Source organism: Pseudomonas petroselini, from assembly GCF_045037875.1.
In the GTDB taxonomy this organism is placed as follows: domain Bacteria; phylum Pseudomonadota; class Gammaproteobacteria; order Pseudomonadales; family Pseudomonadaceae; genus Aquipseudomonas; species Aquipseudomonas petroselini.
In genome coordinates this window covers 4,365,967-4,390,414 of record NZ_CP173614.1, presented here as the reverse complement: position 1 = coordinate 4,390,414, position 24,448 = coordinate 4,365,967, and the positions used below count along the sequence as shown (strand labels likewise).

Annotated in this window: 26 protein-coding genes; 10 read left to right on the top strand and 16 right to left on the bottom strand. The window is 61.9% G+C overall.

The features are described 5' to 3' along the window. Positions 1-306 precede the first annotated feature (306 nt). The 6 genes from ACI512_RS20145 to ACI512_RS20120 form a co-directional block, all read right to left on the bottom strand. Positions 307-1,077, bottom strand: coding sequence for an SDR family oxidoreductase (locus ACI512_RS20145; protein WP_064053530.1), 771 nt, complete (start codon positions 1,075-1,077; stop codon positions 307-309). Continuing rightward, complete coding sequence (locus tag ACI512_RS20140) at positions 1,070-1,870, bottom strand: SDR family NAD(P)-dependent oxidoreductase (RefSeq protein ID WP_236383852.1); 801 nt, start codon at positions 1,868-1,870, stop codon at positions 1,070-1,072. Before ACI512_RS20140 ends, ACI512_RS20145 begins: the two co-directional genes overlap by 8 nt. Then, entirely contained in the window at positions 1,863-2,684 is an 822-nt protein-coding gene (locus tag ACI512_RS20135) for a molybdenum cofactor biosynthesis F family protein (RefSeq protein ID WP_231808783.1), read from the bottom strand. The genes ACI512_RS20140 and ACI512_RS20135 overlap by 8 nt, the downstream gene beginning before the upstream one ends. An 85-nt stretch (positions 2,685-2,769) precedes the next feature. Next, a complete protein-coding gene (locus tag ACI512_RS20130) occupies positions 2,770-3,429 on the bottom strand; it encodes a LuxR C-terminal-related transcriptional regulator (RefSeq protein ID WP_405121285.1) in 660 nt (219 codons plus the stop codon). A 57-nt stretch (positions 3,430-3,486) separates the two neighbouring features. After that, on the bottom strand, positions 3,487-3,852 hold the full coding sequence (locus tag ACI512_RS20125; RefSeq protein WP_012724441.1) for a cupin domain-containing protein: 366 nt from the start codon (positions 3,850-3,852) through the stop codon (positions 3,487-3,489). 31 nt (positions 3,853-3,883) lie between these two features. Further along, entirely contained in the window at positions 3,884-5,182 is a 1,299-nt protein-coding gene (locus ACI512_RS20120; protein ID WP_236383879.1) for an FAD-binding oxidoreductase, read from the bottom strand. A gap of 237 nt (positions 5,183-5,419) precedes the next feature. Here ACI512_RS20120 and hpaR (ACI512_RS20115) point away from each other — a divergent pair, with 237 nt between their 5' ends. Further along, entirely contained in the window at positions 5,420-5,842 is a 423-nt protein-coding gene (hpaR, locus tag ACI512_RS20115) for a homoprotocatechuate degradation operon regulator HpaR (RefSeq protein ID WP_064053535.1), read from the top strand. Positions 5,843-6,247: 405 nt separating this feature from the next. Here hpaR (ACI512_RS20115) and hpaI read toward each other — a convergent pair whose 3' ends face one another. The 8 genes from hpaI to ACI512_RS20075 are packed head-to-tail and all read right to left on the bottom strand — an operon-like array spanning position 6,248 to position 13,485. Beyond that, positions 6,248-7,051 carry a 4-hydroxy-2-oxoheptanedioate aldolase gene (gene hpaI, locus ACI512_RS20110; RefSeq protein WP_093545728.1) on the bottom strand — a complete coding sequence of 268 codons (804 nt, stop codon included), beginning with the start codon at positions 7,049-7,051 and terminating at the stop codon, positions 6,248-6,250. A 14-nt stretch (positions 7,052-7,065) separates the two neighbouring features. Continuing rightward, positions 7,066-7,869 carry a 2-oxo-hept-4-ene-1,7-dioate hydratase gene (gene hpaH, locus ACI512_RS20105; RefSeq protein ID WP_236381185.1) on the bottom strand — a complete coding sequence of 268 codons (804 nt, stop codon included), beginning with the start codon at positions 7,867-7,869 and terminating at the stop codon, positions 7,066-7,068. 13 nt (positions 7,870-7,882) lie between these two features. Then, on the bottom strand, positions 7,883-9,187 hold the full coding sequence (locus ACI512_RS20100; RefSeq protein WP_236381183.1) for an MFS transporter: 1,305 nt from the start codon (positions 9,185-9,187) through the stop codon (positions 7,883-7,885). A 50-nt stretch (positions 9,188-9,237) separates the two neighbouring features. Then, positions 9,238-9,630: a 5-carboxymethyl-2-hydroxymuconate Delta-isomerase gene (locus tag ACI512_RS20095; protein ID WP_012724435.1), complete on the bottom strand. Its 393-nt coding sequence runs from the start codon at positions 9,628-9,630 to the stop codon at positions 9,238-9,240. Positions 9,631-9,675: 45 nt separating this feature from the next. Next, a complete protein-coding gene (hpaD, locus tag ACI512_RS20090) occupies positions 9,676-10,533 on the bottom strand; it encodes a 3,4-dihydroxyphenylacetate 2,3-dioxygenase (RefSeq protein WP_012724434.1) in 858 nt (285 codons plus the stop codon). A gap of 50 nt (positions 10,534-10,583) precedes the next feature. Further along, the gene (gene hpaE / locus ACI512_RS20085; RefSeq protein ID WP_236381181.1) at positions 10,584-12,044 is read right to left on the bottom strand and encodes a 5-carboxymethyl-2-hydroxymuconate semialdehyde dehydrogenase; all 1,461 of its coding nucleotides are present in this window, start codon (positions 12,042-12,044) and stop codon (positions 10,584-10,586) included. A 5-nt stretch (positions 12,045-12,049) separates the two neighbouring features. Beyond that, complete coding sequence (locus ACI512_RS20080; protein ID WP_236381179.1) at positions 12,050-12,820, bottom strand: fumarylacetoacetate hydrolase family protein; 771 nt, start codon at positions 12,818-12,820, stop codon at positions 12,050-12,052. Further along, positions 12,817-13,485, bottom strand: coding sequence for a fumarylacetoacetate hydrolase family protein (locus ACI512_RS20075; RefSeq protein WP_236381177.1), 669 nt, complete (start codon positions 13,483-13,485; stop codon positions 12,817-12,819). Before ACI512_RS20075 ends, ACI512_RS20080 begins: the two co-directional genes overlap by 4 nt. A gap of 179 nt (positions 13,486-13,664) precedes the next feature. On the opposite strand from ACI512_RS20075, the gene hpaA reads away from it, so the two are divergent. The 6 genes from hpaA to ACI512_RS20045 all read left to right on the top strand — a co-directional run bounded on the left by hpaA (position 13,665) and on the right by ACI512_RS20045 (position 20,063). Further along, positions 13,665-14,570 carry a 4-hydroxyphenylacetate catabolism regulatory protein HpaA gene (hpaA, locus tag ACI512_RS20070; protein WP_236381176.1) on the top strand — a complete coding sequence of 302 codons (906 nt, stop codon included), beginning with the start codon at positions 13,665-13,667 and terminating at the stop codon, positions 14,568-14,570. Between the two features lie 184 nt (positions 14,571-14,754). After that, positions 14,755-15,177, top strand: coding sequence for a homoprotocatechuate degradation operon regulator HpaR (hpaR, locus tag ACI512_RS20065; protein ID WP_231809469.1), 423 nt, complete (start codon positions 14,755-14,757; stop codon positions 15,175-15,177). Positions 15,178-15,345: 168 nt separating this feature from the next. After that, positions 15,346-16,338, top strand: coding sequence for a helix-turn-helix domain-containing protein (locus ACI512_RS20060; RefSeq protein ID WP_236381175.1), 993 nt, complete (start codon positions 15,346-15,348; stop codon positions 16,336-16,338). A 68-nt stretch (positions 16,339-16,406) separates the two neighbouring features. Further along, positions 16,407-17,339: a transporter gene (locus ACI512_RS20055; RefSeq protein ID WP_064053543.1), complete on the top strand. Its 933-nt coding sequence runs from the start codon at positions 16,407-16,409 to the stop codon at positions 17,337-17,339. Positions 17,340-17,349: 10 nt separating this feature from the next. Further along, positions 17,350-18,582 carry an MFS transporter gene (locus ACI512_RS20050; protein ID WP_236381174.1) on the top strand — a complete coding sequence of 411 codons (1,233 nt, stop codon included), beginning with the start codon at positions 17,350-17,352 and terminating at the stop codon, positions 18,580-18,582. A 14-nt stretch (positions 18,583-18,596) separates the two neighbouring features. Beyond that, entirely contained in the window at positions 18,597-20,063 is a 1,467-nt protein-coding gene (locus ACI512_RS20045; protein ID WP_236381173.1) for an amidase, read from the top strand. Here the strand turns inward: ACI512_RS20045 and ACI512_RS20040 are convergent. After that, entirely contained in the window at positions 20,043-20,957 is a 915-nt protein-coding gene (locus ACI512_RS20040) for an arginase family protein (protein ID WP_236381172.1), read from the bottom strand. The genes ACI512_RS20045 and ACI512_RS20040 overlap by 21 nt on opposite strands. A gap of 112 nt (positions 20,958-21,069) precedes the next feature. Here ACI512_RS20040 and ACI512_RS20035 point away from each other — a divergent pair, with 112 nt between their 5' ends. Then, entirely contained in the window at positions 21,070-21,951 is an 882-nt protein-coding gene (locus ACI512_RS20035; protein WP_236381170.1) for a LysR family transcriptional regulator, read from the top strand. Positions 21,952-21,966: 15 nt separating this feature from the next. Here ACI512_RS20035 and ACI512_RS20030 read toward each other — a convergent pair whose 3' ends face one another. Continuing rightward, positions 21,967-22,137, bottom strand: a complete 171-nt coding sequence (locus tag ACI512_RS20030; RefSeq protein ID WP_268947359.1) for a helix-turn-helix domain-containing protein — start codon at positions 22,135-22,137, stop codon at positions 21,967-21,969. A 58-nt stretch (positions 22,138-22,195) separates the two neighbouring features. Here ACI512_RS20030 and ACI512_RS20025 point away from each other — a divergent pair, with 58 nt between their 5' ends. Next, positions 22,196-22,342, top strand: coding sequence for a hypothetical protein (locus tag ACI512_RS20025; protein WP_236381168.1), 147 nt, complete (start codon positions 22,196-22,198; stop codon positions 22,340-22,342). 211 nt (positions 22,343-22,553) lie between these two features. Further along, positions 22,554-24,362, top strand: a complete 1,809-nt coding sequence (locus ACI512_RS20020) for an ABC transporter ATP-binding protein (protein ID WP_405121900.1) — start codon at positions 22,554-22,556, stop codon at positions 24,360-24,362. The last annotated feature ends 86 nt before the right edge of the window (positions 24,363-24,448 follow it).

Here is a 24,448-nt window from a genome sequence, read left to right as displayed (position 1 = left end):
GGGAGGGGCTTGCTCCCGATGAGGGCGTGTCAGTGGGTGCATCCGGAGACTGACCCACTGCCATCGGGGGCAAGCCCTAATGCCAGTCAGTTAAGACGTAGAAAGGGTAAAAAATAACCTGTGGCGAGGGAGCTTGCTCCCGCTGGGCCGCGAAGCGGCCCCAGCTCTTTGTTTCAAAAGACTGGGACTGCTGCGCAGTCCAACGGGAGCAAGCTCCCTCGCCACAGGTACAGTGTTTGCCCTTAACTGACTGGTATTAGGGCAAGCCCCCTCCAACCTTTGATCCGGTTTACAGCCCGATAGAGGTCACTTCACCTCAGGCAAAGTCGACCCGCCATCTACCACGATGGTCTGCCCGGTGATGTAGGCCGCCAGGTCGGACGCCAGGAACAACATGGCCCCGGCAATATCTTCCGGAGCACCGAGCCGTCCCAGGGGCACGCGGGTGGCGATGTCGGCATTGACCTGGTTGTCGCCCAGGTTATCCATGGCCGGCGTGGCAATCATCCCGGGCTCCACGCCGTTGACGCGCACCTGGTAGGCGGCCAGCTCCAGCGCCGCATTGCGGATAAAACCGTTCACCCCGGCCTTTGACGCCGCATAGTGGCTGAGCCCTGGGTAGGCAACCCGTGGCCCGGTGACCGACGACGTGACCAGCACACAGCCGCCGCCCTGGCGTTGAAACATGGGCAAGGCGGCCTGGGTCAACCAGAACAGGGCCGAGAGGTTGACCGCCAACGTGCGCTCAAGAATGGCCGGGGTGATCTGTGCGAATGGCGTCAACGGAAAGTAGCCGGCGTTGTGCACCAGGATATCCAGGCGGCCCCAGCTGCGTTCGATTCCCTTCACCCATTCGAGTACCGCCGCCGCATCGGCCAGGTCAACCTCGATGGCCGCGACCTGGCACGCTCGCGCCGTCAGGTCGTCGGCCAGCGCCTGGGCTTGCGCCAACTGAAGGTCGGCAATCATCACGCGCGCGCCGCGCACAGCAAACGCCTCGACGATGGCCCGGCCGATGCCCTGCGCGCCACCAGTGACCAGCACGGTTTTGCCGCTGAAATTCAAGTCGTCAGGCATGTGCGCGCTCCATATGGGCATAGGCCAGTGTCGGCACATCGACGATGCTCGAACCGCCGTCGGCGACTATGCTGGCCCCGGTGATGATCGAGGCATCGCGGCTGGCCAGGAAGCGGCAGACCTTGGCGATTTCTTCGGCGCTGGCGGGGCGTCGTAACGGTACGTCGGCGCATACGCGGGCATAGGCTTGCGGCAGTGTGTCCCCATAAAAGCTCATCAGCGGTTGCATTTCTTCGTCGGCCATCGGCGTAGTGACCCAGCCTGGGCACACCGCGTTCACGCGCACGCCGCGTGGGCCGTAATCCCGCGCCAGGGAGCGATTAAGCCCGAGCAGCGCGTGCTTGGCAGTGGTGTAGCCGCACACTTCGGGACCGGCGGCCAGGGAAGCGATGGAGCCGAGCAACACGACAGTGCCGGCGCATTCGATCAGCAGCGGCAGGCAGGCGCGGGCGCTATAGAACGCACTGTCCAGGTTGCTGCGCAAGGCCGCCTCCCAGGTGGGAGGGCTGGTCTGGGTGGCGCTGCCCACACCATGCCCACCGGCGCAGGCCAACAGCACATCGAGGCGGCCGTAGCGCTCACGGATCTGTGCGACGAAGCCTTCCCAGCTGTCCGGACAGGCTGCGTCGCCGACCAGGACCAGGCCGCCGGTGTCCCCGGCCACCTGCTCCAGAGGCTCGCGGCGCCGGCCGATCAGCACCAGGTTGGCGCCCTCGGCGGCGTACAGCCGGGCGCAGGCGGCACCGATGCCCGTGCCGGCCCCGGTGATCACAACGGTACGTGGATCAGGCATCGGGATACTCCGTGTGGTTGAGCACTTGGCAGTAGGAGCTGACCGGAAAGTTCGACAGCTCATCGAAGGCCGCGCCGGCATAGCCGAAGATCTTGCCGTCGCTGCGGTGCTGTTGCAGGTCGATCAGGACCAGACCGAGGGTGGGGATGATCTTTTCGCGCCAGACGAACAGGTACAACTGATCGGCAATCTTGTAGTAGTGACAGCGGTCGGTGTCGCACAAGCCTTGCTCCACACCCTTGAGGCATTGCCAGGCATAGAACTGATCGTTCAGGTAGATGTGTTCGTAGACTTCGCTGGGGCTGTATCGATACAGGTTGCGCAAGCCGGTCAGTTCCTGAGTGGGCGCGTGGGGGCATTGGCCGGGCTGCCAGGGTTGGTCCAGGCTGCCATGCAGGAAGTCCACGTCCACCGAGGTCAGGGCCTTGCCGGCCAGGGCACGGCTGTAAAGGCCTTCCTCGGTTTGTTCGCGCTTGGGCATGCGGCCGATCACGGCGGTAAAGGACGACGTGGTGGTGTCCAGCACCAGGCTGATCGACCAGGCCTGACCGGCCTCGTGCTTGATGAAGTCGACCAAGTACAGGCCCGGGCGTACCGAGGTGGCGCGGTATGCGGCCGACCCGCTGGAGTGACCGTCGGCGGCGTGCCAGTGCAACGCCTCGGTGTCAAAGCGATGCTCGATCTGCCAGCCGTTGGCGAAGTGCAGGTGGAAGGTCTTGCCGTTGAGGTCGGCAAGGTTGGGCAGGATAAACGCGTCGGGCGCGAAACCGTCGGCGAGGGCGCCTACGGTGATCCAGTCGGATTGGGTGGTCATGGCATGGCTCCGGTTGATGGAATGGACATCCCGGATCATGCGGCGGGCGAGGAGGCTCGCCTATCAACCGAAGGGTTGAGGTGGCTTAAAGAAACAGCGCGGCGACCAGCTCGGTGCGGCTGCTCACGCCCGTCTTGCGAAACAGGTGGATCAGGTGGGTCTTGATGGTCGGCAGGCCGACGCCCAGCTCCAGTGCCAATTGCTTGTTGCTTGCACCTTGACGCAATAACCAGGCGATCTGGCGCTCTTTGGGCGTAAGCCCGGCCAGCGCATCGTCGCAGGGCTGCATATTGGCCACGGCCATCTGCAGCAACGCCTGCAACGCGTTGAGCTGAGTCAATTGGTCGGCGGTAAACACCCCTTGTTCGGCGGTGCGCAGCAAGGAGATGGCCGCCTGCGGCTGGTCGGCGCGATGGGCGACGATCTCCACCACATCGACCACGCCGTAACGCTGCAGGAAGTCCCGGTAACGGTGGCTGTCACGCTGCGGCTGGCGTGCCATGGCGAAACCCAGGGGCACCACCGTCAACCCGCTGGACAGGCAATTGCGCGGTTGCAACGGGTCGAATTGGCGGTAGTTGTCCAGATAGTCGCGGTGCATTTCACGGCTCATGCCGTGCAGCCGGAAGTCGCACGCTTGCAGTTGGCGGTCGACACAATAGAACGCCGCCTGGCTGACGGGGACGAGCTGGGTAAAAGCCTGCAGGCAATGGCCGGCAACTTCCTGAGCGGGGAGGGCGTGCATGGTCAGTCACCTGCGCCGGAGAAAACGCTGCTGGCCGAAGCCAGCAGGCGAAAGCGATCAGACTACCGCGAAATAATGCTTCACAAAACTCTCGCTCACCACCTCCCACAATACCGGCGTGCCCTTGGTCACGAACCAGCTGTCGCCGGCCTTGTAGCGGGTGGTCTGACCGGTGCTTTCGTCGGTCAACAGCACTTCGCCGGTGACCACCGTGGCTTGCTCGGCGAACGGGTAGACCATCCGGAATTTGCCTTGGGTGGTGCCGAAATAGGCGCTGCTGACGGGGTCGGTCGGTGCGCCGAAGGTCATTTTGCCAAAGGCGTTGACTTCACCTTCGAGGATCTCGGAGCCCAGGTCGGCAACGGTGCCCCAGGCGTCGAGGTCCGACAGTTGGGTATCTTTTTTCAGGGTCGTAACGGGCATGGCAGTTCTCCTGTGAATGAAACAGCGGGGCTTAACGGCGACCGTTGAAATAGCCCGAGAGTTGGTGAAGGCTTTTGCCGGCCGTGAGCAGCAGTGGGCGGATATGATCCTTGCCGAGGATCTGTGCATGCTTGACCGAGCTGATCAGGTCGTAGCGCGAAGAGCCTTCGCTCATGCCTTCGGCCAAGACCTTGCAGATGATGTGGCTGGGCGTAACCCCAAAACCTGCGTAACCCTGCACGTAGAAGGCGTTGGGGCGCCCGCTCAGCGTGCCGATCTGCGGGAACAGGTTGGCCCCGGTCGCCATCGGCCCGCCCCACGCCAAGTCGATTTTGACGTCTTTCAGGTACGGGAAAATCTTCAGCATCAGGTTGCGGTTCCAGGCTTTGAGGTCCAGCGGGATGTGCTCGACAAACGGCGTGGCGGCACCGAACAGCAGACGGTTCTCGTTGGTGACGCGGTAGTAGTCGATGACCGGCCGAATATCGCTGTAGGCACCGCGGATCGGGCTGATGCGGTGGATCATCTCGTCCGACAGCGGTTCGGTCATCAGCTGGAAGGCGTAGGTGTTGACGGTGGTTTTGTGCAGTTCAGGTTCCAGTTTGTTGAGGAAACTGTCGCAGGCCCACAGCAGCTTGGCGGCTTTGACTGAACCTCGGCCGGTGCGCACGGTGATGCGCTCGCCGTAGCTGACCTCCAGGGCGGGGCTGTGCTCGAAGATGCGCACGCCGTGACTGGCCAGCGCTTTGGCTTCGCCCAGCAGCAGGTTCAGCGAGTGCACGTGCCCGCCGCCCATGTGCAGCAACGCGCTGGTGTAGGCGTCGGAGCCGATGATCTGCTTGACCTCGGACCCGGCCATAAAACGGATTTCGTCCTTGGTGTTGATCGACTGGAAGTCCTTCTCCCAGGCGCGCAGGGTTTTTTCCTGGCGGGCATTGAAGCCCATGTAGCCATAGCCGTGGCAGAAGTCGGCGTCGATTGCGTATTTGGCGATACGGTCCTTGATGATGCCGGCGCCGAGCTCGCTGATTTCAAAGATCTGGCGCAGGCCCTCATCGCCCACCTGGTTCTTGATTTTTTCCAGGTCATGGCCGATCCCCGCCATGATCTGCCCGCCGTTGCGGCCCGTACCACCGAAGCCCAGGTAGCGCGCCTCGAGTACCACGATGTTGGTGATGCCTTTTTCCGCAAGTTCCAGTGCGGTATTGATGCCCGAGAAACCGCCGCCAATCACGACCACGTCGGCTTCTACGTCCTGCTCGAGCGTGGGAAAGCTGAGGTTGTATTTCTTGGTTGCCGAATAGTAGGTAGGCGTTTCGATATTGATCATGGCGCAGCCTGGAAAAGTGAAGGGATCTCGCTGCAGAGCCGACAAACAGCTCTGTGCCTGTTGGGGTGTATTAAGTGCCTTCCGAGCGGTAGGTGTCTTGATTCTGTGTGCCGCCGGCCTTGATCGTGGCTGCCAATGTCAACGATGAATCCGGCCGGGCAATAAAGCGGCACACGCCAATCGGCGGCCGGTGTTAGAGTGTTGTTAATCTGTTAACTAATTACGACGTCTCCCTTTATGTCCAAACCGCGCCAATCCTTGACCCTTACTTTGCTCCAGGCGCGTGAAGCCGCCATGGGTTTTTTTCGGCCTTCGCTCAATCAACACGGACTGACCGAGCAGCAGTGGCGGGTCATTCGTATCTTGAGCCAGCACGAGGAGCTTGAGATCAATCGCCTGGCCGAGCTGGCGTGCATCCTCAAGCCGAGCATGACCGGTGTGCTGGTGCGCATGGAGGCGGCGGGCATGGTTGAGCGGCGCAAGGCGCAACAGGATCAACGGCGTGTGCTGGTGCGGCTGGCCGAGAAGGGGCAAGCGTGTTTCGATTCGATGAGCCAGAGCATGGAGGCTAATTACCAGCGTTTGCAGGCGGACTTTGGCGAAGAGAAGCTGCAGACTTTGCTGGCCTTGCTCAACGAGCTTAAAGGCCTCAAGCGCTAGTTAAGCGTGGGTGTAAACCGATCCAAATGTGGGAGGGGGCTTGCCCCCGATGGCGGCCTGGCAGCCGACCTGGATGTTGGATCAGACGGAGTACATATCCGTTATTTAGGTAGCGGCTGCTATGGGTTCCGCCCTTACGGCGGGTCACTTTTGGAAGAGCGCCAAAAGTAACCAAAAACGCTTCGCCCCAACACTCGGCACCTCGCCTAGGCTCGGTGTGCCCTCACTCCGGCTTGAATCCGTGGGCCGCCGCCACGCGCCATCCATGGCGCGGGGCGGCTAACCCGGCGTCCTGCCGGGTTACCCACGGATTCAAGCCTGCGTTCGGCCAGCGTGTTTGACGGGGCGCCTGAGATCAAGATCACAAGCAGATCACAAGCAGATCAAAAGCCGGCGCCTGCACTGTCAGTAGATAGCGCCAGCGGTGCTGGTGGGTGCCGATGAACCCTTGAACGCCGCCGCCAGGGTTTGTAGCCCGCGCATCAGCACTGTGGTGTCCACGCCCACCGCGACAAACGCCGCTCCCAGTTCGATGTAGCGCCGGGCCAGTGTCGGGTCGGCGCTGAGAATACCGGCGGCTTTGCCGGCGCTGCGGATGCGCGCAATGGCGTCTTCGATTGCCGTCTGCACCTGCGGATGAGCCGGGTTGCCCCGATGGCCCATCGAGGCGCTCAGGTCCGCCGGCCCGATAAACACGCCGTCGACCCCCTCCACGGCGGCAATCGCGTCGAGGTTGGCCAGGCCTTCGCGGCTTTCGATCTGTACCAGCAGGCATATCTGCTCATCGGCGTGGTCGAGGTAACCGGGAATGCTGTTCCAGCGCGACGCCCTGGCCAGTGCGCTGCCGACGCCCCGAACCCCGTTGGGCGGGTAGTGAATGGCATTCACCAGTTGCCGCGCTTGCTCTGCGTTTTCCACCATGGGCACCAGCAGTGTTTGCACGCCGATATCCAGCACTTGCTTGATCAGAGCAGTGTCGCCGACGACCGGGCGAATCACCGGATGGCTGGGGTAGGGCGCCACGGCCTGGAGCTGGCCGAGCATGCCGCGCAGGTCGTTGGGCGCATGTTCGCCGTCGATCAGCAGCCAGTCGAACCCGGCGTTGGCGGCCAGCTCGGCGCAGTAGGCATCGGACAAGCCCAGCCACAGGCCGATCTGGGTTTCACCGCTGCGCAGGCGCTGTTTGAAGGTGTTGACAGGCATATCCATCGAGCGATCTCCGGTTAGACGAATCGGCAGGCGATGGAGCCCAGCATGTCGTAATCGACATGGAAGGTATCGCCTGGGTTGGCCGCGACAGGGCGGGTGAAAGAGCCACCCAGGATGATTTGCCCGGGTTGCAGGGTCACGTCATAGGCCGCCAGTTTGTTCGCCAGCCAGGCCACGCCTTTGGCCGGGTGATTGAGCACGGCGGCCGAGACGCCGGATTCCTCGATCACGCCATTGCGGTAGAGCACGGCGGGCACCTTGCGCAGGTCGATCTCGGTGGGGCGCACGGCACGCCCGCCCATGACCACGCCGGCGTTGGCGGCGTTGTCGGAGATGGTGTCGAACACCTTGCGGGTCGCCTTGGTGTGCGGGTCGACTTGCTGGATGCGCGCGTCGATGATCTCCAGCGCCGGGATCACCCATTCGGTGGCGTCCAGTACATCAAACACCGTCACGTTCGGGCCTTTGAGCGGTTTTCCGAGGATGAACGCCAGCTCCACCTCGACGCGCGGCACGATAAAGCGTTCGAACGGGATGTCGGTGCCTTCATCGAAGAACATGTCGTCGAGCAGCGCGCCGTAATCAGGTTCGGTGATGTTGGACGAAACCTGCATGGCGCGGGAGGTCAGTCCGATTTTATGCCCGACCAGCTTGCGCCCATCCTTGATTTTCTGCGCTACCCAGGCGCGTTGAATGGCATAGGCGTCTTCGAGAGTGATTTCTGGGTGATCCAGGGAAAACTGACGCACCTGCTCGCGTGAGCGTTCAGCCTGGTCGAGGCGGGCGGCGGCTTGCTGAATGAGGTGTTGATCAAGCATGGCAAGGGTTCTCTTACTGAGGGTTGACGATGGCCGCCTGGGTGCGCAGCACCAGCAAGCCACCGAGTGCAATGAGCAGCGCCAGCACGTAAAGCGCCAGGCTGGCGCTCTGGGTGGTGTCGCGCATCCAGCCGATCAGGTACGGCGCAAAGAACGAGGCGATGCTGCCGAAGGAACTGATCAAGGCGATACCGGCGGCTTGGGTGTGGTTGGACAGGAACGCCGGCGGCAACTGCCAGAACATCGGCAACGCCGCGCTGGCACCCATGCCGGCGATGATCAGGCCGCCCAGTACCAGGGCCGGGTTGGCGGGGGCGAGCCCGGCGATGGCAATACCGGCCGCCGACATCAGCAAGGGCACGCACAGGTGCCAGCGGCGTTCGCGGTGGCGGTCGGACGAACGTCCGCAGCCGAGCATGAAGAAACAACCGGCCAGGTAGGGCACCGCACTGAGCAGCCCGACCTTGCCGTCACTGCCGATGCCGGCGCCATGGATCAGTGTCGGCATCCAGAACGCCAGGGTGTTGACCGCCAGCATTACCGCGAAATACACCGCCACCAGCAGCCACACTTGCGGGTTACGGAGAATGGCCGAGAACGAGGTGATGGATTTGCGGTGTTCTTCCTGGTGCAGCTGCTCGCGCAGTTGTTGCTTTTGCACGGGCGTCAGCCACTTCACCGTTTCGAAGCTGTCCGGCAGACACTTGAGCACCACCAGCCCGAGCAGAATCACGGGGGCGCCTTCAATGACAAACATCCATTGCCAGCCGCGCAAACCGCCCAGGTCATGAAAGTGTTCAAGGATGCCGCCGGAGAGCGGCCCGCCAATCACCCCGGCCATCGGCACGGCGACGGCAAACAGGGCGGTGACTTGCGCGCGCCGACCGGCCGGGTACCAGCGGTTCAAAAACACCAGGATGCCTGGGAAGAAACCGGCCTCGGCCACACCGAGCAAAAAGCGCAGCACATAGAAGCCCATGGCGCTGTCGATCAGGAACATGCACGTCGACAACGCCCCCCACACTACCATCAACGTGGCAATCCAGCGCCGGGGGCCCACGCGGTCCAGCGCGATGTTGCTGGGCACGCCAAACAGCGCGTAGGCCACGAAGAACAGGCCGGCGCCGAAGCCGTAGACCGTGTCGCTGAAGTTGAGGTCGGCGCTCATCTGCATTTTGGCGAAGCCGATGTTGATGCGGTCGAGGTGGGCAAAGAGGTAGCAGATCAGCAGCAGCGGCATCAGCCGCCAGGTCACGGTGCTGTGGGTTTGGTCACGGACGTCGGTGCCGAGCGTGTCGGCGGTATTGGCTGAGCTCATGGTTTTATACTTTTTGTCTGAGAGGCCGATGGAACGAGCGGGTGGGTGTGTCAGCCCACCTGCGCCTTGAGGAAGGCGTGCACGTTGTTTTGCTTGAAGTTGAGCTGCTCGTGCAGCTCGATCATTTCAAACGACAACGCCAGCAGCCGTTGGTCCTGCAGCGCGGCGAAGTGCTGGGTGATCACCGCGAAGAGCTGTTCGGCGACCTTCTGGCGGGTTGCCAGGTCGCGACCATGGCCGACCTTCAACGTCATGTGCACGAAGGCGTAGTCGTGCTTGCCATCGGCCATGCGCCAAGTGTCGAGGCGCACGCCGCGGCTGCGGATGCCACCCAGGGGAAACACGCCGCTGTCGCCCAGGGTGGCGTGGACTGTTTCGAACAGGCCAGGCAGGTCGGCTTGCTGTTCGATGTTGTCGGTGTACTCAACGATAAAGTGGGGCATGAGGGGCTCCTTGAGGCCGCACGGGCATACCGGGCGGCCATGCGCTCAAACAGGGAAAATGGCGTTGATCTGGCCGGTGCCCGAGCTGCCGAAGGGTTGCGTGATGATCTCGGCCGGCTTGTCGTAGTCCGGTCCGCCGAGCAACCCCAGGAGCATGGCGGTGTCATGCATCTTGCCTTCGCCGAAGCAATGCTCGGCGTAGTCCGGCAGCATGGCGCAGAACTCTTTCCAGCGGCCCTGGCGCCACAGTTCCACCACATGCAGGTCGACCTGCTTGTCGAATTCGCGGGTCCAGTTATGGATATTGGCTTCAGCATTGCGGTCGTCGGAGAAACGGTGCGACAGCGAACCCGAGGCCAGCACCACGACTTTGCGGTCGCTTTTTTCGATGGCCCGGCGCACAGCGGCGCCGAAGGTGAAGCTGTCTTGCAGGCGATGCCAGGCGCACCAGGCGGCCACCGACACCACGTTGAATCTTTGCTCGTCGGGTACGCCCATGTGCATGTAGCGCATCGGCACCAAGGTGCCGTATTCCAGCTCCAGGCTCGGGATATTGTGGGCCAGCGTGCGCACGTCGGCGGCGTTGGCCTCGGCCGCGATCAGCTCACCCAGTTCGGGGCAACCTGGGTACTCGTATTCCATGTTCTTGATGAAGTGCGGCAGTTCATTGCTGGTGTAGATGCCTTTGAAGTGCTCGCCGCTGTTGACGTGGTAGGCACTGTTGACCAGCCAGTGCACGTCGAACACCACGGCGGTATCGGCCCCCAGCTCGCGGGCGCGACGGCCGATCTCTTTGTGACCGGCAATCGCCGCTTCACGGCAACCATGGTGTTTACCGGGAAGCTCCGACAAATACATCGAGGGTACGTGGCAGATTTTCGCCGCCAGGACGACTTCGCCCATGATGATTCTCCTGAAATTATTGTTGTTGTCTTAAGGGCTTCTGGTGTCGCTCAGACGCCCCAGCGTGGAATGTGATGGTTGCCCATCGAGATGCACACGTTTTTGATTTCGGCGAACACTTCGAAACTGTACTGGCCACCTTCACGACCCGTGCCTGAGCCTTTCACACCGCCGAACGGCTGACGCAGATCGCGCACGTTCTGGCTGTTGATAAACACCATGCCCGCTTCGATGCCATAGGCCAGACGATGTGCCTTGCCGATATCCTGGGTCCAGATATAGGACGCCAGGCCATACTCGGTGGCGTTGGCCAGTTGCAGGGCTTCGGCTTCATCCTTGAACGGAATCAGGCACACCACCGGGCCAAAGATTTCTTCCTGGGCGATACGCATATTGTTGTTCACGTCAGCAAACACCGTTGGCTGGATAAACTGGCCTTTGCTCAAGTGCGCCGCCAGATTGGCCGGGCGCTCCAAGCCACCGGCGAGCAGGGTAGCGCCTTCTTCGAGACCAATCTTGATGTAACCTGTGACCTTGTCGTAATGGGCCTGGGTGATCATCGAGCCGACCTGGGTTTTCGGGTCTTGCGGGTCGCCGACGATCAGGCGTTTGGCGCGTGCGGCAAACTCGGCGACGAACTGTGGGTACACGCTTTCCTGGATGAAGATCCGGCTCCCGGCGGTGCAGCGTTCGCCGTTGAGCGAGAAGATGGTGAACAGCGCAGCGTCGAGGGCGCGTTCCAGGTCGGCGTCCTCGAAGATCAGCACTGGCGACTTGCCGCCCAGTTCCATGGAGTATTTTTTCAGGCCGGCGGTCTGCATGATTTTCTTGCCGGTGGCGGTGCCGCCGGTAAAGGAAATCGCGCGCACATCGGGGTGACGCACCAAGGCGTCACCGGCGGTCGCGCCGTAGCCCTGGATCACGTTCAACACGCCGTTGGGAATGCCGGCTTCGACGGCCAGCCGGCCCAGCTCGTTGGCGGTCAGCGGTGACAGCTCGGACATCTTCAGCACGGCGGTATTGCCCAGCGCCAGGCACGGCGCAGTCTTCCAGGTGGCGGTCATGAACGGCACGTTCCACGGCGAGATTAACGCACACACACCCACCGGCTGGTAGAGGGTGTAGTTGAGCATCTGGTCATCGACCGGGTAGCTGTGGCCGTCCATGCGCGTGCAGACTTCAGCGAAAAAATCGAAGTTGTGCGACGCCCGTGGAATCAACACGTTTTTGGTCTGGTGAATCGGCAGGCCGGTGTCGAGGGTTTCCAGCTCGGCCAGGCGCGGCACGTTCTGTTCGATCAGTTCGCCGAGCTTGCGCATCAAGCGCGCACGTTCTTTCGCGGGTGTGCCCGCCCATTTCGGGAAGGCTTCCTTGGCCGCGGCCACGGCTTGCGCGACTTCCTCGGCGCCACCGCTGGCTACTTCGCCGATGGCTTCACCGGTGGCCGGGTTGTAGTTGACGAACACGTCTTTGCTGTCGACCTCACGGCCGTTGATCCAATGTTTGATCATGCTGCTCAAGCCTCTTTACGGGCGTTGAAGAACGCCGTTTCGCTGACAATTCGGTTAACCAGGCGGCCCACGCCTTCGACTTCCACAATCACTTCATCACCGGGCACCACGTCTGCCAGGCCTTCGGGCGTGCCGGTGGCGATCATGTCGCCGGGTTGCAGGGTCATGAAGCTGGACAGGTATTCGATCAGGTAGGGAATGTCGAAAATCATGTCCTGGGTGCTGCCTTCCTGGCGCAGTTCACCGTTGATCCAGGTGCGCAGTGTCAGGTTGCTCGGGTCCGGTACATCGGCCACGTCGACGATCCACGGGCCGACAGGCGTGGTGGCGTCGCGGTTTTTCACGCGCAGGTTGGGGCGGTAGTAATTTTCCAGGTAGTCGCGAATGGCGTAGTCGTTGCACACGGTGTAACCCGCCAGGTAATCCAGCGCGTCTTCGCGTTTGACGTTGCGCGCCGGCTTGCCGATGACGGCCACCAGCTCGCACTCGTAGTGCATGTAGGCGACGTTATCCGGGCGCCAGGTCACCTGGTTGTGGCCGGTGTACGTCCCCACGGATTTGATGAAAGCCAGCGGTTCGGTCGGCGGCGTGAAGGCCAGTTCGGCGGCGTGGTCGGCGTAGTTCAGGCCCAGGGCGAACATGTTACCGGTGGCCGGCGGCAACCATTGCACCTGGTCTTCAGCCAGCAGGCGGCCGTCGGCCAGGCGCACGGCGTTTTCAGCTTCGACCTGTACCGAATGGACTTCACCTTCAAAGCGAATACGGGCGTGTTTCATGAGAGCTCCTCTGCCTTGATGTGATTGACCAGGCGGCCCAGGCCACTGATCTCGACCTCCACGGTATCGCCAGGCTGCACATCCACCCGGCCTTCGGGAGTGCCGGTGATCAGCACGTCGCCCGCGTGCAGGGTCATGAATTCGCTGATCTCGGCGATCAGCAATGGAATGTTGCGCACGAAGTTGGCCGTGGTGTTTTGCTGGCGGATCTCGCCGTTGACGTACAGCGTGATCGCCAGGCTGTGCAGGTCATCCAGCTGTGCGGTCGGCACCAGCTCCGGCCCGATTGCGCAGAAACCATCGCGGCATTTGGCTTTGACGGCGGGGCGGTAGTAGCTGTCTTCCGGCAGGCTGAACTCGTTGACGAGGGTAAAACCGGCCACGTAGTCGAGAGCGTCGGCTGCACTGACGCGGCTGGCGTCCTTGCCCATCACCACCGCCAATGCCGGCCCAGGCTGCAGGCGTTCGCCCTGGCCGGGATGCACGACTTCGCCACCGTGTGAGTTACGCGTGTTGGGCGTCTTGATAAACAGCACCGGTTTGACCGGCGGCTTCTGATACGGCGGCGCTTCGAATTCGGCGAGGTGCTGCTTGAGCAACCCCTGGTAGTTCAGCGCGACACCGAAAAGGGTGCCCGTCGCGACGTCATGCAAGGCGCGGCTCATGCATTCTCCTGGCAGGTCCATGGAGGCCCTGGGTTTAGTTAATGTGTTAACCGTTATAATTAAGATGTTAACTATCGTCAAGCGTGACAGACTGTTTCTTCGGTGGTTGTGCCGACCGAATCGGTGCAGGATGAGAGCCGCTGCACGGCGGCAATCACACTAAAAACGAGTAGCGTGCGATGAGCGACCGTCAACCCATTCCGAACATCAACATTGGCCAGGTCTACGACCAGCGCTACAGCGATGCCGAAGTGCATTACGACCAGTTGGCCAACCTGGCGGATTTTTTCGGCCGTAACATGCCGGTGCATCGGCACGACCGGTTTTTCCAGGTTCACTACGTGAAAAGCGGCACCGTGCGCGTGTACCTGGACGACCAGCAGTACGTCGAATCGGGGCCGATGTTCTTCCTCACGCCACCCACGGTCGCGCATTCCTTCGTGACCGAGCCGGACAGCGACGGGCACGTGCTGACGGTGCGTCAGCAATTGGTGTGGCAACTGATCGAAGCCGACGCCAGCCTGGCGCCGACGGGGGCGCAATTGCCCGCCGCGTGTGTGGCCCTGGCGCAGTTGGGGCCGCAATACGCAGACGATATCCGCCGGTTGGACGTTCTGTTTGAGTCGCTGAGCGACGAGATGAAAGCCCAGCGGTCGGGGCGCAGTACGGCCCTGGACAGCCTGACGCGGTTGATCATGATTAGCTTGTTGCGGCTGTGCTCCCATTCGCTGAAAGCCACGCCTGCCCGCCACGAGGACTTGAAAATCTTCCACCGTTTCAATGAGCTGATCGAAGCGCACTACCAGCAGCACTGGCCGTTGTCGCGTTACGCCCAAGGCATCGGGGTGACCGAAGCACGGCTTAATGACGTGTGCCGCCGCATCGCCGACCTGCCGTCCAAGCGCCTGATCCTCGAACGCCTGATGCAAGAGGCCAAGCGCCTGCTGCTGTTTACGGGCAGCTCGGCCAACGAAATCTGCTACCAGCTGGGGTTCAAGGACCCGGCCTATTTCAGCCGGTTTTTCCAGCGTTACGCGCAGCTCACGCCGGGGGAGTACCGCCAGCGCCAATCGGGGTTGCGTTGAGCCAGGCATGGCGGCTTCGCACCTTGGTCTTGTTGATTGTGTGCGGATCATCATGCGCATCGCAGTGGCGCGACAGAATGGCTTTTACACAGAACCGCTTGTACTTTTCACCGCGCCCACGCCGCTTGCAGCCGCTGGCCGGCGACACTAAGCTGCCGGCTCGCCCATTCAAGTGGTGCCGTTTATGGCCAACCCAAGACCTTCGCTGACCCTGACCCTGCTGCAAGCCCGTGAGGCCGCAATGGCCTTCTTCCGTCCGGCCCTGAACAAGCATGAACTGACTGAACAACAGTGGCGGGTCATTCGGATCCTGCGCGAGCTGGGTGAACTCGAAAGCCATCAACTCGCTTTGCAGGCCTGCATCCTGAAGCCGAGCATGACCGGTGTGTTGACGCGCCTGGAGCGTGACGGCCTGGTGCGGCGGCAGAAGTCCAGCCAGGATCAGCGCCGGGTGTTCGTGGGCCTCACCGAGCGCGGCCAGCAATGCTTCGTCTCCATGAGCGCAGGCATGGAAAGCAACTACCAGAAAATCGAAGAACAGTTTGGCGCCGAGAAAATGGAGCAACTGTTGGCGTTGCTGAACGAGCTGAAAAATATCAAGCCTTGAATGCACGACATTTTAGTTAATAGGTGAACGTATTTGCCCGACGAGGGCATTGCGCTGGCCAATCTTCACTATCCATTTTCGGCACAAATGCACGACCCGCCCCAGGTTCGGAATGGAACTTGCGTGCGATCTGACCTGTAAGCCTTGGAACTGAAAAAGGTTGGGTCGATGAACAATAATAATGTGCGGATGCCTGCGGCCTCGGTGGTGCTTCCACCGGCGTTACCCCTCCAGCGTTTTCTGACCAGCGACATCGATGAACACGCGCGCAATATGGGCGGCTGGCAGGTTCGCTACGATCAGTTATCGCCGGGCGCCTTTGAAGGTGAGCTGGTGGAGTTCCGCTTGGGCTGGATGCAACTGGTGCGCGACCGCTCTAATCAGGCCATGATCAAGAGTGGCGCAGCCTGGAAAGGCGCCATCACCTTCAGCCTTCCTTTGAGTGCCGACGGCCCGGTGTATTGCTCGGGTCACCCGATCCATGCGCCCAGCCTGTTGGTGGCCCACGGTGAAAACCTTCCCGAACTGCACACGCCACAGCACTTGGATTTGCTCAGTGTGGCCATTGAAGAACACGCACTGGCACACGTCCTGGAGCGTCAGGGCAGTGAGTTTCGAATTACCGATCTTCCCAAGTGTTACCGCTTGGGTGATTCATCTGTGCAACGTGAACTCGCAGGGTTGTTCGATGCGCTGGCGGGTTGCGACCAGGGCCGTGATGCCGTGCTGGGGCATGACTCGATCCGGCGCGGCATACGGGATGCGGTGATGCTGCACGTGCTGGAGTTGATCGCGCCGGACCAGGCGCCGCCCCTTAACCCGACGGCGCGCAAAAGGATGGTCGACCGGGCGCGCGAATATGCGCTGAGCCACCTCGACGAACCGCTGTCGATCCTTGACCTGTGCAACCACATCGGCGCCAGCCGGCGCAAACTTCAATACTGTTTCCAGGAAACCCTGGGCATCAACCCGGTGGCCTATCTGCGTGCGCTGCGCCTCAATGCGGTGCGCCGCGAACTGCGAACCCGCACCCAATCCCATGGCGTACAAGAAGTGGCGGCGCGTTGGGGGTTCTGGCATTTGAGTCGGTTCTCGAGCGATTACCGCACCATGTTTGGCGAAAGCCCATCACAGACCCTGCGTCGCACTCAACTCTGCTGAAAACGGATAACCGGCAGACGCTGGCGCTTACTAGGATGGCCCACACCACTTGATGGGAGGGGCATTCGATGATTCATAACAATAATGCACGCGTCGCACGGACGACGCTGTTTACCCTGGGGCTGCTGGGTTGCTGCGCCAGCGTGCACGGCACCGAGAACGGTGCGCCGACGACCGCTGTCGGTGTGTACGATTTTGGCGCGGGCATGATGCCGCCAGCCACACCGTTCGGGACCCTGGGGCTGCGAACGGCGTTTTACTCCGCCAACGTGCAGAAGGACCGTCACGGCCGCTCAGTTGACAACCACTTCTCACTGGATGTGTTGTCCATTGGCGTCGCCTACATGCGCATGACGGATTACACCGTGCTGGGCGCCCAATACGGGTTCGGCACGGTGGTACCGTTTTTCAAGATGGACGCCTCCGTCAAGGTGCCGACGCCGGTCGGGCCGCTGAGCCTTGAGGCTGATCCGTTTCGCATGGCGGACGTGCAATTGCTGCCGGTGATCCTGCAGTGGAACCTGTCGCCGAATCTGTTCATCAACACGCAGTTGCAGATCCAGGCGCCCACCGGTGATTACGACAAGAATCGGTTGATTTCGCCGGGGCTCAACCATTGGACGTTTTCGCCAATCGTCAACGCGACCTACATCACCGACGGCGGCTTTGAGGTTTCCTCAAGCGTTGAGGTCGACGTCAATACCCGCAACCCCGCGACCGATTACAAGAACGGTGTCGAGTACCGGCACGAGTTTGCCGTGGGTCAGCACGTGGGGCCGTGGACCTTGGGCCTGGGGGGCTACTACTACCGCCAGTTCACCGATGACGATGCGCCCGGGCTGCAATCGGGCAACCGTGCGCGGGTGCTGGCCATCGGGCCGGCAGTGAGTTACTTCAAGCCCGGTCTGCCTCCCGTGTGGCTGCATGCCTACAAGGAAACCGATGCCCGCAACCGTGCCGAGGGTTACACCGTGGCGCTGCGTATTTCGCAAAGTTTCTAGGGGGCTGCGCATGAACTCATCACATTCCGATTCCTTATCTCCACGGCAAGCCACCGGGCGTCGTGAAGGGCTGGTGCTGATGCTGGGCAGCAGCCTGACCATCATGGGCGCCGTCATGGTGGCGCCGATCCTGCCCAAGCTGGGGGCCGAATTCGGCCCGCTGGAACCCCGCGCCGACCTGCTGGTGCCCTTGGCGGTCACCGGGCCGGCCCTGGCGATTGCACTGTGCGCGCCCCTGGCCGGCTGGTTGGCCGACCGGGTCGGGCGCAAGGCGTTGCTGGTGATCGCCACGCTGTTGTATGCCGTGCTCGGGGCCATCCCGGCGCTGCTGGATAACTTGCCGGCCATCGTCGGCGTACGCCTGGTGTTCGGCGCGGCGGAGGCGGCGGTGATGACCTGCTGCGCCACGCTGATTGCCGACTATTGGCACGGCGAGGAGCGGCTGCGTTACATCAATCGGCAGGTGGTGACTATCGGCCTGGTGGGCTCGTTGTTCTTCGTGGTGGGCGGGGCGTTGGGCGAGCACTCCTGGCGCTTGCCCTTCCTGTTGTACCTGCTGCCGCTGCTGTTGGTACCGGTGATGATCAAGGTGCTGTGGGAGCCTGCGGCCACCCGGCGGTTGGTCGAGACGCCTGAGCAGGGCAGGGTGGCGATGCTGCCCTTGGTGGTCGGTTACCTGCTGATCCTCAGCGGCATGGTCCTGAGTTTTGTCGTGCCGATCCAGGCGCCGATTCTGCTGGTGAGCCTTGGGGTGACGTCGAGCACGATGATCGGGCTGTCGGCGGGCCTGGCGCTGCTGGCGACCTTGGTCGGTTCGTTGGCCTGGCCGCTGCTGCGCCGCCGCGTCGGCATCGCTGGGTGCAATGCGCTGTTGCTGAGCCTGCTGGGCCTGGGGTTATGGCTGCTGATGCGGGGGCAAAGCTACAACGCGGTGCTGGTAGCGGTGCTGATTCACGGCGTGGGCGCGGGACTGCTGGTGCCCAATGCGATGGCGCCGGTGATGAATGCCCTTAACGCCAAAAACCGAGGGCGCGGCCTCGGCGGGTTCACCGCGTTTTTGTACTTCGGCCAATTTGTCAGCCCGCTGGTGGTGGCCGTGCTCAGCGTTTACTCGGGTGACTTGCCTCACGCCATCCAATGGCTGGCATTTGCCAGTTTTGCCTCGGCCCTGGGATGGGCGCTGGCAGGCCTGCAGGCACGGCGCAAAGCACTGACCCAGACACTCGGCTCAAGTCATTCGTAAGAGAGGAAATCAAGATGGACATCCAGAACCTGCTGGACAGTGAAGACGCCACCGGCCTGGCCGAGTGGATCAGGCGCGGTGACGTGCAACCGGGCGAGCTGTTGGAGGCGGTGATTGATCGCATTGAACTGGTCGAACCGCATCTCAACGCAGTCGCCGAGCGGCTGTACGACTCCGCCCGCGAGGCCGCCCTCGCATCGCGCCCCGGTCGCGGGGTGTTTGCCGGGGTGCCGACCTTGATCAAGGACCTGTTTTCACCGGTCAACGGCGCGGCGATGACCAATGGCTCGCACGCGCTGGGAGGCTTTCGCGCAGACTTTGACGCCGAACACGTGAGCCGTATCCGCCGGGCCGGTTGCGTGATTCTCGGCACCAGTACGTCACCCGAGTTCGGTACGTCGTACTCCACCGAGTCCAACCGCTTTGGCGCCACCCGCAACCCCTGGAATGTCGACCACAGTGCCGGTGGGTCCAGCGGCGGCGCGGCAGCCTTGGTGGCGGCACGCGTGGTGCCGTTTGCCCATGGCAACGATGGCGGCGGCTCCTTGCGTGTGCCAGCCTCCTGCTGTGGCGTGTTTGGTCTCAAGCCCAGCCGTGGGCTGTTGCCATCCGGGCCGATGGTCGGCGAAGGCTGGGCCGGGATGGGCACCCCCCATGCCATTACCCTGTCGGTACGCGACAGCGCTATGCTGCTGGACGCCACCGCCGGGATCGACCTGGGTGCGCCGTACGCCGCGCCGCAGCAGGTGCAGCCTTATGTCACGGCACTGCAGCGTGACCCCCGGCCTCTGCGTATCGCGCTGGTTGAGCAACTCGAGCCTTGGCCGACCTCCCGCGAAAGTCTGGAAGCGGTGCGCCAGGCCGCTCGCTTGTGCCAATCCTTGGGGCACCCCGTTGAACCGGTCAGCTTACCCGTCGCGATGCCGGCGTTTCTCGACCAGGTCTTCACCATCATCGGTGCAAGTACTCGCCACTATCTCGACGTCCTGGGACAGATGCGCGGTTTCGCGGTACAGCCTGAGGAGCTTGAAGCCCGTACCCGCATCATTTTGCGCAGCAAAGGCGATGTCAGCGGTGCGCAGTACGCCGGGGCGGTGGAGGGGATTCATGCCTTGGGTCGGCAATTGGCGGTGTTCATGCAGGATTACGACCTGATCCTCACGCCGACCTTGGCGCGTGAGCCGGCACCGATCGGTGAGCTGGACCTGCAAGACGATCGCTTGAGCCTCGATGAGCTGATTGAGCGGTTTCACAGCTATTCGCCATTCACCGCACTGTTCAACGCCAGTGGGCAACCGGCAATGTCGGTGCCGCTGTACTGGAGCGCGGCAGGCCTGCCGATGGGGGCGCATTTTGCCGGTCGTTTTGGTGAGGAAAGCACCTTGTTTGCACTCGCCGCGCAGCTGGAGCGCGCCCAGCCCTGGCGCGGGAGGATACCACCGGTCAATGCCTGTCAGCGGTCAGCTTCGATGCGCCGGTGAAACGCTAAGTTTCGTTTCTGGCTGGCCAATCAGCGGCAGTTTGGTCAGCATGTTTTTTAGTGCCAACGCGTCCCACGGCAGGTGTTCGGCAATACCGATTCCGACCACATCGATGACGTTTGCCACATCCCCGAGGAGGCGAACAACCTGCGCCATGGTCATTTTTCCCTGAGCGATGCCGTCCCATGTGCTGGCTGGAACGTCAGGGTTGGCGAACAGTAATGAACGAAACAGCGTCGGGTCCAGCACGTCCAGGTCGAAGTGGATCGCCAGATGCTTTGCTCCTGTCGATTTCAGCCATTGCAAGACGGGCTCGCTGGAATACGCCAGTTCGCCCGGACTTGCACTCGACAGGCCCAGCCTGGCGATCATTGCGGTTTCAACGTCCATCGTTGCTTGCAGGCCTGCGTACATCACATTGGCGGGTTTGATTGGACGCTTCACGGCTTTCAGGAAATCAGGATCTCCTTCGCCCAGCAGGTTGCCCAGCACCATCGCGTGGGCGTGCTGAAAGTCGTTGGGCGTCAGAATGTCCGGGTGAGCATCCACCCAGAGAATGGCCAGGTCTGCGTCATAACGCTCGTTCAGGTAGGCAAACGGCGCCAGGTCCACCAGGCAGTCGCCGCCCAGAACAACAAGGCGATCCGGTTGATGCTTGTCGATCAGCGCACGCGCAGCGTGCAACTGGCGCAGCAACGCGCTTCGGCCGATTATCCCGCCTTCCGGCGCAAGTGTTGAGCCGTCAGGGAGATTCACAGGAACCTCTTCGACCGGGCCGAGGTGTTCAGGCGCCAGCCAGGACAGAAGCTGGGCGCCGAAGTGATAGGGCGGGTTGTTGCCACCTTGCCATTGTGGAAACAGCAAACGCAGGGTCTTGCCGTTGGCGTCGGACATGCAAAATTCTCCGGTTCAGGAATAGACGGAATCAGTTGGTTGCTACCGTATTCGCTTAGCGGATGAAGATATGCAGGGCTATAGTTGACGCTTTGTTGCACAGGGCGCGCATATGGACCGGTTGACTGCGGCAAAAGTCTTTCTTGCGACCGTCGCCAGGGGAAGCATTTCGGCGGCCGCCACGCACCTGGGGATGTCCAGGGCGATGGCCACGCGTTACATCGGGTTGATGGAGGAATGGGCCGAGATACGGCTACTGCACAGGACCACACGCAAACTCAGCCTGACCGCCGCGGGCGAACAACTGCTGCCCCTTTGCAAGGAACTGGTGGCGCTATCGACCGACGTCAAGGTGCTGGGCTCGCAAGCCGAGAGCGCGCCTAAGGGACTGCTCAGGGTCACTGCACCGTCGATTTTTGCCGAGTATTGCCTGACGGATCTGCTGATGGAGTTTCTCCAGCTGTACCCGGCTGTCGCCATCGACTTGCAGATTGCCGATGGCATGACCAATCTTGCGCAAGAGGGCATTGACCTGGCGATCAGGGTCACTGACAACCTTGATCCGGGGGTGATCGCGAAGAAGCTCGGCGAGGTGAATTCGTTCATCTGTGCCAGCCCGGCCTATCTCCAGCGCCATGGCGTCCCGGGCGACGTGAGAGACCTGGCCGTCCACAATTGCCTGACCTACGCGTATTACGGACGCAGCCTTTGGCATTTCATCGTTGACGGTGAGAACGTCTCGGTGCCGGTCACTGGCAGCTTCAGCACTAACGAGGCGTCGATCATCGTGCGTGCTGCGCTGAGCGGAACAGGCGTGTCGATGCTGCCGCATTTCGCTGCCGAGCAGGCCATCAAGGAGGGGCGCCTGATTCGACTGTTTCCTGAATATCGCATCAAACCCATCGGCATCCATGCCGTTTACCTGTCACGCCAGCGTATGCCGAACGCCCTCAAGACGTTGCTGGACTTTCTCTCCACGCGTCTTGCCGGTTGAGGACAGCGGTCGTCATCAAGAGGCCGGTGAGCTTCGCTGGTCGAAGGTGATGCGTGCTTGTTCGATAGTCGCCTGATTGACCTGCGCCCACTCGGCAAGCAGCTCCAGGTGAGGTTTGAGCGAGTGGCCAAGGGCAGTCAGCTCGTAATCAACCCGGGGAAAGCCGTTCGCGTTCGTCGTCCTCAGTCAGGAGCAATTACGTGCCAGTCTGAACCAGGCCAGTCTGCCGGAGGACGTCGTCAACGTGGTGATCAGTATCCAGGAAGACTTTGCGCAAGGCGTATTCGACGTCGTGACCGGTCACGTGGAGCAATTGTCCGGTCGGGCGCCCAAATCCCTCGAGCAGGTTTTGACGGCGCTTTCAGACAGTGCACAGAACCCGGTCCTATGAGTCGCCTCAGGAGTGATCTGTTCGGTAACCAAAACATGGACCTCGAGCATGAAGGCTCGTCGTTCTGGTGTCGCGGCCTGTCATAATCTGCGCGTAATGCAGGCGCGCCTGTACCCTGGACCTTGCAGCGAATGCAGCAGTGATCCGCAGGCACCTGTCACACTCGGCCATCCGGCCTGATTTCACCCCCCTCATGGAGTCCATGCCATTCATGGTGCTGTTCAATCGATTGGGCGCGTTTTCTATCCAGGCGCGCAGAGCACTGGGACTGGTGTGGGAAACCTCACGGCCACTGTTCTTGGGGCTGTTGCTGGCGACGATCGTCGCCGGGCTGCTGCCCGCCTTGGCCGCCTGGATAGGACAGCGCATTGTTGACGGCGTGGTCGACGCCATGCAGGTTCACGCGGCCGGCAGCCAGGCGCCGGTGTGGCCAGTGATGCGCTACGTGTTGGCTGAGGCCGGCGTGCTGGCGTTGTTGGCGGCCGCACAACGGGCGTTGTCGATGCAGCAGTCGCTGCTGCGGGTGAGGTTAGGCGTAAAGGTCAACCTGATGGTCCTGGAGAAAGCCCAGACCCTTTCGCTGCTGCAATTTGAAGACGCCGAGTTCTACGACAAGCTGGTGCGTGTGCGCCAGGGTGCTTCGACGCGGCCGCTGAGCCTGGTGACTAAAGGACTGGGGTTGGTGCAGAACCTCATCTCGCTGGTCAGCTTTGCCGTGCTGCTGGTGCATTTCTCTCCCTGGGCCTTGTTGATCCTGGTGGTCGGCGCTTTACCCGTGTTCTTCGCCGAGACACATTTTTCGGGCAATGCGTTCCGCCTGTTTCACCGACGGGCACCGGAGACGCGTCAGCAGAACTACCTTGAGTCTTTGCTCTCCCACGAGGCCCATGCCAAGGAGGTCAAGCTGTTCGGCCTGGCACCGCTGTTCCTGCAGCGCTATCGCGACAACGCCCAGCGTTTGTATACGGAAGACCGCCAATTAACGGTGCGCCGTGACGCGTGGGGTTTTGCATTGGGCCTGCTGGGTACCGCAGCGTTTTACCTGGCCTACGCTTGGGTGGTACTCGACACCGTGCGTGGCCAGACGAGCCTGGGCCAGATGACCATGTACATCGTGCTCTTCAAGCAGGGGCAAAGCGCAATCACCGCCAGCCTCAGCGCTATTGCCGGGCTGTACGATGACAGCTTGTTCCTCTCGGACCTGTATGAATACCTTGAAACCCCCGTGATCACCTCGCGCGGCCGGCTCACCCAGGGCGTGCGCCCTGGCGATGGCCTGCGCTGCGAGCACGTGGGGTTTACCTACCCAGGCGCCGCCTCTGCAGCGCTGCGCGATATCAGCCTGCACTTGGCACCCGGCAAAAGTCTGGCGCTGGTGGGTGAAAACGGCTCCGGCAAGACCAGCCTGATCAAACTGCTGACCCGTCTGTATACCCCGGATGAAGGCCGCATCCTGCTGGATGGCAGCGACCTGCAGGAGTGGGATGAACACACCCTGCGCCAGCGCATCGGGGTGATTTTCCAGGACTACATCCGCTATCAGATGACCGTGGGTGAAAACCTCGGCGTCGGCGACGTCGATGCGCTGCACGACCAGGCACGCTGGCGCAGTGCGGCCACTCAAGGGGTCGCGGCCGAATTTATCGAGCGCTTGAGCCAAACCTATTCAACCCAGCTGGGACGCTGGTTCGGCGGCCAGGAACTGTCCGGTGGGCAGTGGCAGAAAGTTGCCTTGTCGCGGGCCTACATGCGTCAGGACGCCGACTTGCTGATCCTCGATGAGCCGACCTCCGCGCTGGATGCCGGGGCTGAAGCGGCAGTGTTCGAGCACTTCCGTGAGCATGCCAAGGACCGCATGACCTTGTTGATTTCCCACCGTTTTTCCAGTGTGCGCAGTGCGGATCACATTATCGTGTTGGAACGCGGGCAGATTCTGGAGGAGGGCAGTCATAGCCAGCTGATGGCTGCCAGTGGACGTAATGCCGACCTGTTTGACGTGCAGGCGCGGGGCTATCGCTAGGAAACCCATCGTCGTGCAGCGGTATAGGGTACGCACGGTTTATCTTTGTGGCCCCCCGGCGCACCCGACGGTCGGTCGGGCAGTTG

Bases quoted from the DNA above. Each gene is read 5' to 3' on its own strand.
- ACI512_RS20035 (WP_236381170.1), top strand. From the start codon at position 21,070: ATGGACCGGTTGACTGCGGCAAAAGTCTTTCTTGCGACCGTCGCCAGG.
- ACI512_RS20130 (WP_405121285.1), bottom strand. From the start codon at position 3,429: ATGCACGCCCTCCCCGCTCAGGAAGTTGCCGGCCATTGCCTGCAGGCT.
- ACI512_RS20040 (WP_236381172.1), bottom strand. From the start codon at position 20,957: ATGTCCGACGCCAACGGCAAGACCCTGCGTTTGCTGTTTCCACAATGG.
- ACI512_RS20050 (WP_236381174.1), top strand. From the start codon at position 17,350: ATGAACTCATCACATTCCGATTCCTTATCTCCACGGCAAGCCACCGGG.
- ACI512_RS20125 (WP_012724441.1), bottom strand. From the start codon at position 3,852: ATGCCCGTTACGACCCTGAAAAAAGATACCCAACTGTCGGACCTCGAC.
- hpaI (WP_093545728.1), bottom strand. From the start codon at position 7,051: ATGGATATGCCTGTCAACACCTTCAAACAGCGCCTGCGCAGCGGTGAA.
- ACI512_RS20095 (WP_012724435.1), bottom strand. From the start codon at position 9,630: ATGCCCCACTTTATCGTTGAGTACACCGACAACATCGAACAGCAAGCC.
- ACI512_RS20045 (WP_236381173.1), top strand. From the start codon at position 18,597: ATGGACATCCAGAACCTGCTGGACAGTGAAGACGCCACCGGCCTGGCC.
- ACI512_RS20080 (WP_236381179.1), bottom strand. From the start codon at position 12,820: ATGAAACACGCCCGTATTCGCTTTGAAGGTGAAGTCCATTCGGTACAG.
- hpaA (WP_236381176.1), top strand. From the start codon at position 13,665: ATGAGCGACCGTCAACCCATTCCGAACATCAACATTGGCCAGGTCTAC.
- hpaR (WP_064053535.1), top strand. From the start codon at position 5,420: ATGTCCAAACCGCGCCAATCCTTGACCCTTACTTTGCTCCAGGCGCGT.
- ACI512_RS20100 (WP_236381183.1), bottom strand. From the start codon at position 9,187: ATGAGCTCAGCCAATACCGCCGACACGCTCGGCACCGACGTCCGTGAC.
- ACI512_RS20060 (WP_236381175.1), top strand. From the start codon at position 15,346: ATGAACAATAATAATGTGCGGATGCCTGCGGCCTCGGTGGTGCTTCCA.
- hpaE (WP_236381181.1), bottom strand. From the start codon at position 12,044: ATGATCAAACATTGGATCAACGGCCGTGAGGTCGACAGCAAAGACGTG.
- ACI512_RS20120 (WP_236383879.1), bottom strand. From the start codon at position 5,182: ATGATCAATATCGAAACGCCTACCTACTATTCGGCAACCAAGAAATAC.
- ACI512_RS20020 (WP_405121900.1), top strand. From the start codon at position 22,554: ATGGTGCTGTTCAATCGATTGGGCGCGTTTTCTATCCAGGCGCGCAGA.
- hpaD (WP_012724434.1), bottom strand. From the start codon at position 10,533: ATGGGCGAAGTCGTCCTGGCGGCGAAAATCTGCCACGTACCCTCGATG.
- ACI512_RS20135 (WP_231808783.1), bottom strand. From the start codon at position 2,684: ATGACCACCCAATCCGACTGGATCACCGTAGGCGCCCTCGCCGACGGT.
- ACI512_RS20055 (WP_064053543.1), top strand. From the start codon at position 16,407: ATGATTCATAACAATAATGCACGCGTCGCACGGACGACGCTGTTTACC.
- ACI512_RS20075 (WP_236381177.1), bottom strand. From the start codon at position 13,485: ATGAGCCGCGCCTTGCATGACGTCGCGACGGGCACCCTTTTCGGTGTC.
- hpaH (WP_236381185.1), bottom strand. From the start codon at position 7,869: ATGCTTGATCAACACCTCATTCAGCAAGCCGCCGCCCGCCTCGACCAG.
- hpaR (WP_231809469.1), top strand. From the start codon at position 14,755: ATGGCCAACCCAAGACCTTCGCTGACCCTGACCCTGCTGCAAGCCCGT.
- ACI512_RS20145 (WP_064053530.1), bottom strand. From the start codon at position 1,077: ATGCCTGACGACTTGAATTTCAGCGGCAAAACCGTGCTGGTCACTGGT.
- ACI512_RS20140 (WP_236383852.1), bottom strand. From the start codon at position 1,870: ATGCCTGATCCACGTACCGTTGTGATCACCGGGGCCGGCACGGGCATC.